The 7,580-nt window shown below is 32.7% G+C and carries 8 protein-coding genes; 3 read left to right on the forward strand and 5 right to left on the reverse strand.

What is annotated here, in order from left to right:
* From ACWVCY_RS11160 to ACWVCY_RS11175, 4 genes are all read right to left on the reverse strand, one after another.
* The coding region (locus ACWVCY_RS11160; RefSeq protein ID WP_455142904.1) for a hypothetical protein at window positions 1–541 on the reverse strand (541 nt) is incomplete at its 3' end.
* 270 nt (window positions 542–811) lie between these two features.
* Window positions 812–1,738: a hypothetical protein gene (locus ACWVCY_RS11165; protein ID WP_455142905.1), complete on the reverse strand. Its 927-nt coding sequence runs from the start codon at window positions 1,736–1,738 to the stop codon at window positions 812–814.
* The gene (locus tag ACWVCY_RS11170) at window positions 1,722–2,108 is read right to left on the reverse strand and encodes a hypothetical protein (protein WP_455142906.1); all 387 of its coding nucleotides are present in this window, start codon (window positions 2,106–2,108) and stop codon (window positions 1,722–1,724) included. The genes ACWVCY_RS11165 and ACWVCY_RS11170 overlap by 17 nt, the downstream gene beginning before the upstream one ends.
* Before the next feature lie 229 nt (window positions 2,109–2,337).
* Window positions 2,338–2,946 carry a hypothetical protein gene (locus ACWVCY_RS11175; protein WP_455142907.1) on the reverse strand — a complete coding sequence of 203 codons (609 nt, stop codon included), beginning with the start codon at window positions 2,944–2,946 and terminating at the stop codon, window positions 2,338–2,340.
* A gap of 482 nt (window positions 2,947–3,428) precedes the next feature.
* Here ACWVCY_RS11175 and ACWVCY_RS11180 point away from each other — a divergent pair, with 482 nt between their 5' ends.
* The gene (locus tag ACWVCY_RS11180) at window positions 3,429–4,280 is read left to right on the forward strand and encodes a 4Fe-4S binding protein (protein ID WP_455142908.1); all 852 of its coding nucleotides are present in this window, start codon (window positions 3,429–3,431) and stop codon (window positions 4,278–4,280) included.
* 534 nt (window positions 4,281–4,814) lie between these two features.
* Window positions 4,815–5,351 (forward strand): hypothetical protein, encoded by a 537-nt coding sequence (locus tag ACWVCY_RS11185; RefSeq protein WP_455142909.1) that lies wholly within the window; start codon window positions 4,815–4,817, stop codon window positions 5,349–5,351.
* A 147-nt stretch (window positions 5,352–5,498) separates the two neighbouring features.
* Here ACWVCY_RS11185 and ACWVCY_RS11190 read toward each other — a convergent pair whose 3' ends face one another.
* Window positions 5,499–5,873, reverse strand: a complete 375-nt coding sequence (locus ACWVCY_RS11190; protein WP_455142910.1) for a hypothetical protein — start codon at window positions 5,871–5,873, stop codon at window positions 5,499–5,501.
* Between the two features lie 329 nt (window positions 5,874–6,202).
* Here ACWVCY_RS11190 and ACWVCY_RS11195 point away from each other — a divergent pair, with 329 nt between their 5' ends.
* The gene (locus ACWVCY_RS11195) at window positions 6,203–7,345 is read left to right on the forward strand and encodes a hypothetical protein (protein ID WP_455142911.1); all 1,143 of its coding nucleotides are present in this window, start codon (window positions 6,203–6,205) and stop codon (window positions 7,343–7,345) included.
* The last annotated feature ends 235 nt before the right edge of the window (window positions 7,346–7,580 follow it).

A 7,580-nucleotide genomic window follows, 5' to 3' on the forward strand; every position in this document is an offset into this window, starting at 1 on the left:
AGATTGTAAATCCAAATTTAGCATTTTGAAAATTCAACCAGACTATTAGTAATCCTAAAATGGTTGAAACTATTCCAAGACCATAATATTTTCTTTGACCTGTTTTATCTACGATATCTAGACTTGGCCCAAACATTACAAGTCCCAAATATATTGGTAAGAATCTATACCAATTTTCAAAGTCATAAAGGGCTTCAGGATCAACACCTACAAATGTAAACAACAAAAGAAAGAATACAATAAGAACCATGACAGTAAATAAGAGCATTCCTGAAATGAGTTTTTTTGGGTCATCAGTTTTTACTTGAAAATACCCAATTCGTGGATAGGTAAATCGATTACGTAATACTTTACTTAATTGGAAGAAAGCAATAAATGCTACAATTAATAAGCTCATAAACACAGGATGTAAATTGATGGTCCCTGCGGCAAGCAATAGAAAAGCTCCAAGGAAAATGAATGTAAACCCATCGATATAATCATTACGGTATACTTTTTGAGAAATTTCTTTTAAATTAACGCTTTTATGGTTATCAGACATTTTATCCACAGTTAAATCATTCTAAAAGAAGTTATATAAAGCTTTGTAATGCGGAGTACTTTTTCTATTTTTGTACTTTGTGCTTTTTCATTATCAGTAAAAAATGTTGGATTTATTCTTATTCTGGGTTCAGAATGATCACTTCGAACTGATTTTGAGAAAACAGGGAGGCTTAGGAATTCCCTTTGATTATTTAGGCTTATCAATCCTAAGTTTTAGGTTTCTATTACATGGAAGAAGAGATGAGAACTTGTATAAAACCATGATAAACTAGAGTTGTGTCTTTTTATTTTTCCCTTCAGACTGAAGTTTCCTCGCACTTTCTCCATTACTAGTTATTGGAATGGATAACAGGATTCTACTTATCCATATTATGAAGGGGATCATGATTATAGTTCCAATAAAAACAAAAATGCTCCCAATATAGAAACGAGTGAAAATTATTTTTAAAATTGCCACATAGAAGTTGCCATATACCTCGGGTCGAATGAAATTGGGTTCGTAGTTGAACCAGGGTCTGATGAACCATGCCATTTGAGTTCCTATAAATGCTAAGGTTCCTAGGGCGATTATTATTGGTATTAAGTCCTTCAATGTGAGCATTTTTTCTTTTGTCCTTCTTTGAAATTTAACCCCTTCCACCATGAAAACTGTCGTCATCAATCCTCCGAGTCCATAGATGATTAAATTTAAGAGCACCATGAAAGTATAGGAATCGACATCTCTTGGTGAGGTTATCATAAAAAATAGATTTACTGGGACGAATGCGAGGAGAATTGTTGTATAGATGGAGAAACTAGAAAGAACTAGAGAAGTGAGTTGTAAAAAGCTGTTTCTTCCTCCCATTGCCAGATTAACCACGTAATAACTGGGCAGAACTACCGCTATTGAGATCAAAAAGAGTATCGGAATTTTAAGTGCTGAGAAAACTATTTGAAATGGTTCCCACGACCATACTCCCATTGTTGCTCCATAGAACGCTCCAAAGATCACAATCGATAGCGTTGCATCACGAATTATTGCTACTATCCCTTTTTCCTCTATTAGTGCGGTATAAAATTCCTCTTTGTTTCTGAGTATCCTTTCAAATAGAAGTAGATTTACCATTCTCGTCCATTCTATTCTAATAGCACTACTTAGTAAATTTTTCCAAAAATTTGCAGTTAAAAATTTTGAAGGACTATTTTCTATTAGCATCAGTAAGCATTTTTCTCCGTGATTTCTCTTCGTAATCCTTAAGCCATCTTTCTCTTCGTTGTTGAAGGAGTCTTTGTCTGGGATTGCATGCACCCTTTGAATGAAAATAAATCTGGAGAATTGAATCATTTGGATGTTCAGGATGACACATTACAACATATTTATCATCCTCAATTTTCATTCCACAATACAAACAAATCATACGAGTATTGTAAAACTGTTCTTCTTTAATGTAGCTTTCTAGCCAGTCAACAAATGCTTCAGTAGGCCTTGATAGTGGCATCTGTTCTTTTCCATTGGATTCTGTTTCTTCTTTAACTGTTTTATCAAACAATTTCTGGAATAATTCATCAATTTCTTGCCAACTCAATAAGTCCACCAGAAATAAATATGAAAAAAAGAGACCTAGGAAATAGATCGTGCCAAGAGTATCTATAATGTTCATTCAAGTTTTTTTCCCCTCTTTGCTTTAAATTTTTTGGTAGAGTATTGGATTATTACTCTTGAGTGTAAGCACTCGGGTCATTTATGTAATATAGCTTCCAGTCAAATATGTTATTTTCTTAAAATATTATAGAAAAAAAAGTTGGGAAAATTGTTTAATCCAAGTTTCCATATTTTTTAATGAACCAAATAGTTCCTATTACAACAGCTGGGATACCGAAGATGATTAGGACCCATATGAAGACTGTGATCCATGCATCTACAAAATACCCAAAACTTAGGTTTCCAAATTCAGTCGCCCAATTTCCATCAAGAAAGATATAGATACATACACCAATAAACATTAAAAATCCGAATAAACCGCTTCCTTCGCTCTTTCTTCCATATTTTTTCTTATATTCTTCTTCTTTCTTGACTCGTAATTTTATTTCTTCTTTTAGGTCGGGAGCAAATATTCCATACCAAATTATTGCTACAATTATTCCTCCAATAATGAAAGTGGGCAATCCAACAATTACCAATTCCCATAGAATCAGGAATATGACCAATTCTATGACTGTTCCCATTGAAAATTGATCGAATGTCCAGGTTCCTTGACCGCCAATTGGATTTGTATTAATGTACCAATCTAATATTAATATGAATCCTATTATGGCTGCAATTACAATCAATCCGAATATTACAACGAAATACCAATATTGAATGACAAGATTTTTCCAAAATGTTTCGTTGCTCATCTCTTTAGAATTTTCTTCATTTGACATTTTAACCACTTTTTTACTTAATATTTTATTTTTAGCGTTTTGTACAGGCGTAAAAAGTATGTTATTAAATATTACGATCAGATATGCCTTTAAGCAAATAATTAAAGATCTCAATAAACAATTATGTCAATATTGTAGGAAGTAGGAGAGAACATCTACTATTGCAGAAGAACTCCAAAAGCTTTTCTTTCGATATTGCGTTGGAAAAATCTTAATTTTTCATCCAAATATTATGCAATTAGAAATAAGGAGAACGGTAACGGTTCCTAAGTTCAATTGTTCTTACTTTTGATAGTGGTTTTCGTGGGAACTTAGAAATTATACTTATTTTAAATCCAATTAAACCTGATTTTAAAGATAAATTCATTCTTCTATAGGAAAATTTCTCTCAATACTGAATTGATTCCTTCCCCTTTTTTTCTCTATCTTCTATTGGATTAACCCAAATCTATATAAAACCATGACTTTGTTAAAACAAACTCATGTGTCTTACTTGCTATCAACATACTCGGAAAATCTGGTATCTACAGAAAGATGCCTATGATATTACTTCTGGAAAATTTCTGAAAATCTTTCCAGGGAAATTTCGTGAACATTGGTATAATTTCTATGGTGCTCGTTTACAAACCATGGTAGATAATGCCACTTATGATATTGCAGCAAATGCTAATCGGAAACCTTATACTGGACTCAAAAAAGCTTTTTATAATTACTTTGCGAAGAATTTTTTAGGTGGGCAAGTCGCTTCTTCTTTAGACGAATTATTACAAGTGCTTAACAATGCTGAAGACTTATATCTTCATTATTGTAGCTGCAAAAAAGGAGCCTGTGGAGAAGCAGATCTTCGTTGTATTTTTATCAATCATCTTGCACGTTACAACCGTAAACGCCATATCGAGGGCCAAGGACGGTTTATTGATGAGGATGAAGCAAAAGAGTTAATTATTGAACGACGAAGACAAGGGCATTATGGTACGATATTATGGGGAATGCGTCCTAATATTGATAGTATTTGCAACTGTGATCAATACTGTGCTGGACTTTATACCCCTGAAATCCGTTGGGGTTTATTACCGTCATTTACAATCAGTCAAGTGGTAAACTCCGATAAATGTAATGAGGATTGTAATATTTGTCTTACTACGTGCTATTCCAAAGCAATTCGTAAACAAGACGGATTTCAAGTCGAGGCAGTTGATCAGGACAAGTGTATTGGTTGTAATTTATGTGTTGAACGTTGTCCTTATGGGGTTTTTGAAAGTACTCCCCGTAAAATCTATTATGACGCAGCAATTGGGAAAAAAGTTGAGCTTGAGTCGTCAGAAGTTGATTAAAGAACATTACTTCATTTAAACCATCAATTTCTTGAAGTGTTTTTTTGATCTATGTTATTGTTATTGTTCCATTCCATAAATTATGGATTTTAGGGGAAGCTCATTATGGGAATAGAAGCTGCAGTGGAATATATGTTAAAAATGATATCTGATATAAATTCTGATCATATTATGTTGTATGTTCTAGCATGTTTCTACTTTATAGAATTTATTTATCCTTAATAACAATTGTACCTGCGATATAATCGCCAAAACGACGTTTGCCTCGCGTGATTAAAGCGTAAAACGGACAACAGAAACAAAAATTTCTCAGGCAGGAGTTGGAGAGGGTTATTGGTTTTCCATCGGAGAAGTTAACCACTCTGAGCCCAAATAATCCTTTTCAGAAATTTTTTCTTTCTCTGATCAAAATAATCCAGAAAAAGGAATAAATAACTATAAATTTTGGAACCCAGAACTAAAATAATATAAAGGAGCTTTTTTCTTTTATTATGTGTAACCTTCAATCTGCTGTCAAAAATGGGAGGAATCCCCGTGATAAGCAATGAATATCTATTTAAAATCAGTTTGATGGGAAATCCCTTAAAACAGATTATTACAGCAATAGGACAACTGACAGGAAATACTTCCTCAGATTGGGTTAAAAGTGTCGTTGGAGGTATTATTAATACCACTGGAGTCGATGTAATGACTCATCGCATATGGGTGGATTCACAGATGGTAAAACTAGTTCTTTCTCTAATACACCCTGCAGATTTTTTTGAGAAATTACGCCCGACATTTTATCGGGGAGCCTCTGCAGGAATAATTTTCTTTGATAAGGGTGACCGAGCCTCTTTTGAAGCAGTAAACTACTGGTATGCTGAATTTAAATCCATCATAACGAATCCATCGATTCCAATGGTTTTAATTGGATTTCAAACTGATTTTGAGGATGTAACCGATACAGAGGGTCAAATCGCTTCCTCTAAGTTGGGATTAAAGTATATTACAATAACACCCAAGACCAAAGAAGGGATAGCACATATCTGCACACAGCTTGTGCGAGAGGTTCAAACAGAACCCCTGTAATGAATAACATTACTTACATTATAATCCCTATCAAAGTTTACTCCATTTTTGAGGGAATACTAATTGATTCTTCTAGAATCTCTTATTTTTTATCCCAAAAATCATGTTTACTCCCTTTCTCCTCCTTTTTTGAGGATTAACTCCAACCTAATACAATATAATTCTTTCAGTATATGGATTAATATGAAATAATTCTCCCACGATCTTTTTATTTTGTTCTTTTAAATATTCAGAGAGAAAAGTGTGAAAATCTTTGAGTACTAAGTCAGTAATTCGGAATCGTTTTTCTGGAATCCCTTCCTCTACTACAAGATAACCACGGGATTTAAGATTTTCTAAATATAAGTTAATTTCCTTCTTATTGAGAGGTAAAAGTTCAAGAAGCTGGTTAAATGACAACCCTGTTTTACGAGACTTTTTCCTAGCTAAGAGAAGAATAATACAGATTTCGTGTCTACTGAATCCAAATATCCTTTGGAGCTTCTGGATTGTGGTTTCAGCTTCTTTTAACGTCAATCCCATTTGATTAAATTCAGGTAGAATCTTATATAAAACTTTAGATAGAATAACTATCAATACTTCCTAATATAGCAAATATTATTGTTTTGCTTTCGAGTTATTGTTTATTTCTTTTTAAACAAATCCTTTTAATTTATGATACATAATTTGTGAAATAACCTAGTAGAAGCTTTGATTTTACAACTCCTCTCATAAAATAATCGAATAAGTCAAAATATTGAAAACAATTTTACCCTGATACGATTTAGATGTTTTTAGCTAGTTTCATAATGGTTAATCTTATTAATTGAGTATCTCTAGATTTTACTATTTATTTTGAATGGTGAGGTTAAGTGGGATTTTCTCGTTTTCTTAATTCAAATTTTCTTATTCTATTGATTCTTAGTAGTATGATTATGTACAACATTTTTTCTTTTGATCTTCAATGGAACGAGCCCAAAGAAATTCATATAGATTTATCTGAACATATTTCTTATATCAATTCAAATATACATGTTTATCCGATGAAAATCTTTCAAACCACTGATTTTCTATACTATGGCATTTGGTATGTCACAGTATGGGGGGGAGAAGACTTTTCTTTCTTTGGATCGACAAATGATTACAGCTCATGGTCTAATTTAATTAACCTAGACTATCTCTTTTCTAGTATTGAAGGTGAATTAAGAGCTTGTGACTTTGTGGTATTGGAAAACAACTCTCTTGCTCTTCTTGGTATTAAAATTATAACTGAGACTGTGAATGAGACATGGATTACGCATCAAAATTTAGTTATGACGTTATCAAATGATTTAGGCACGAATTGGAGCCCTGTCTTATTAATCAACAATACAAATCTCCCGAGTACTTTTTTTGGTGTTTATTTTAACAATGGTATTAAATTCTGGACAATCGCGAATTATGCTAACCAAAATGTCGAATATGTGTCTTTATGGACTTATAATGAGAGTTTGAAATCAATTTCTCAAACTCATGTATACCAACCTGAATCGTCTGTTTATATTTACAGAGGATCAGCAACTTCTAAGGAAGAATTGTTCTTTTTAGAACACGAGAATAACAATTATCATTTACTTTCTTTTAATGGTTCTGCTTGGAAACGGATTTATATTCCTTTGATTGATAAATACCCAAACATCCTAATTATTTCAACCTCAAAGTTGTATTTAGTTTATTCTTCCTCAGATCATGCATACTATATTGGCAAGCTATCCATTGATAATCAGAGAAATGAAATTACCATTAGTGGTTCAGCTAAAATTATTGCCGCTAGTAATTGGTTTGGTGTTTGGCCAATCTTGAATAGTTCAATTCCAACTTTATTTGTTCTTAGTTATACTGAAGGAGTTGCCTCTGTAACTAAATCCATCAACTGGGAAATTTTAATATTTACAGTTCTTTTTTCTCTATTCTTCATCGTTCTTTGGATATTTCCCTCCACCAGATCATCTTATTCTAAGGAGGAAGAAGAATGAATTATAAGGATCTTTTTAAATTCAATTATAGAAATATTTCTCATTATAACCACCTTCAAATTATTGTTGCACTACTTCTTCAATTACTCATTCCTTTTATGAAGACTAATAGTCTTGATTCGAGCGGTGAAAGCACCAGAACTACGATTCATCTTTTTTATTATTTTCAGGGAGATACCAACAGGCTCTTAATCCCATATATTTTCTTAATTCTACTATTCTTAGCTCTCTACCT

The organism is Candidatus Hodarchaeum mangrovi (genome assembly GCF_975850365.1).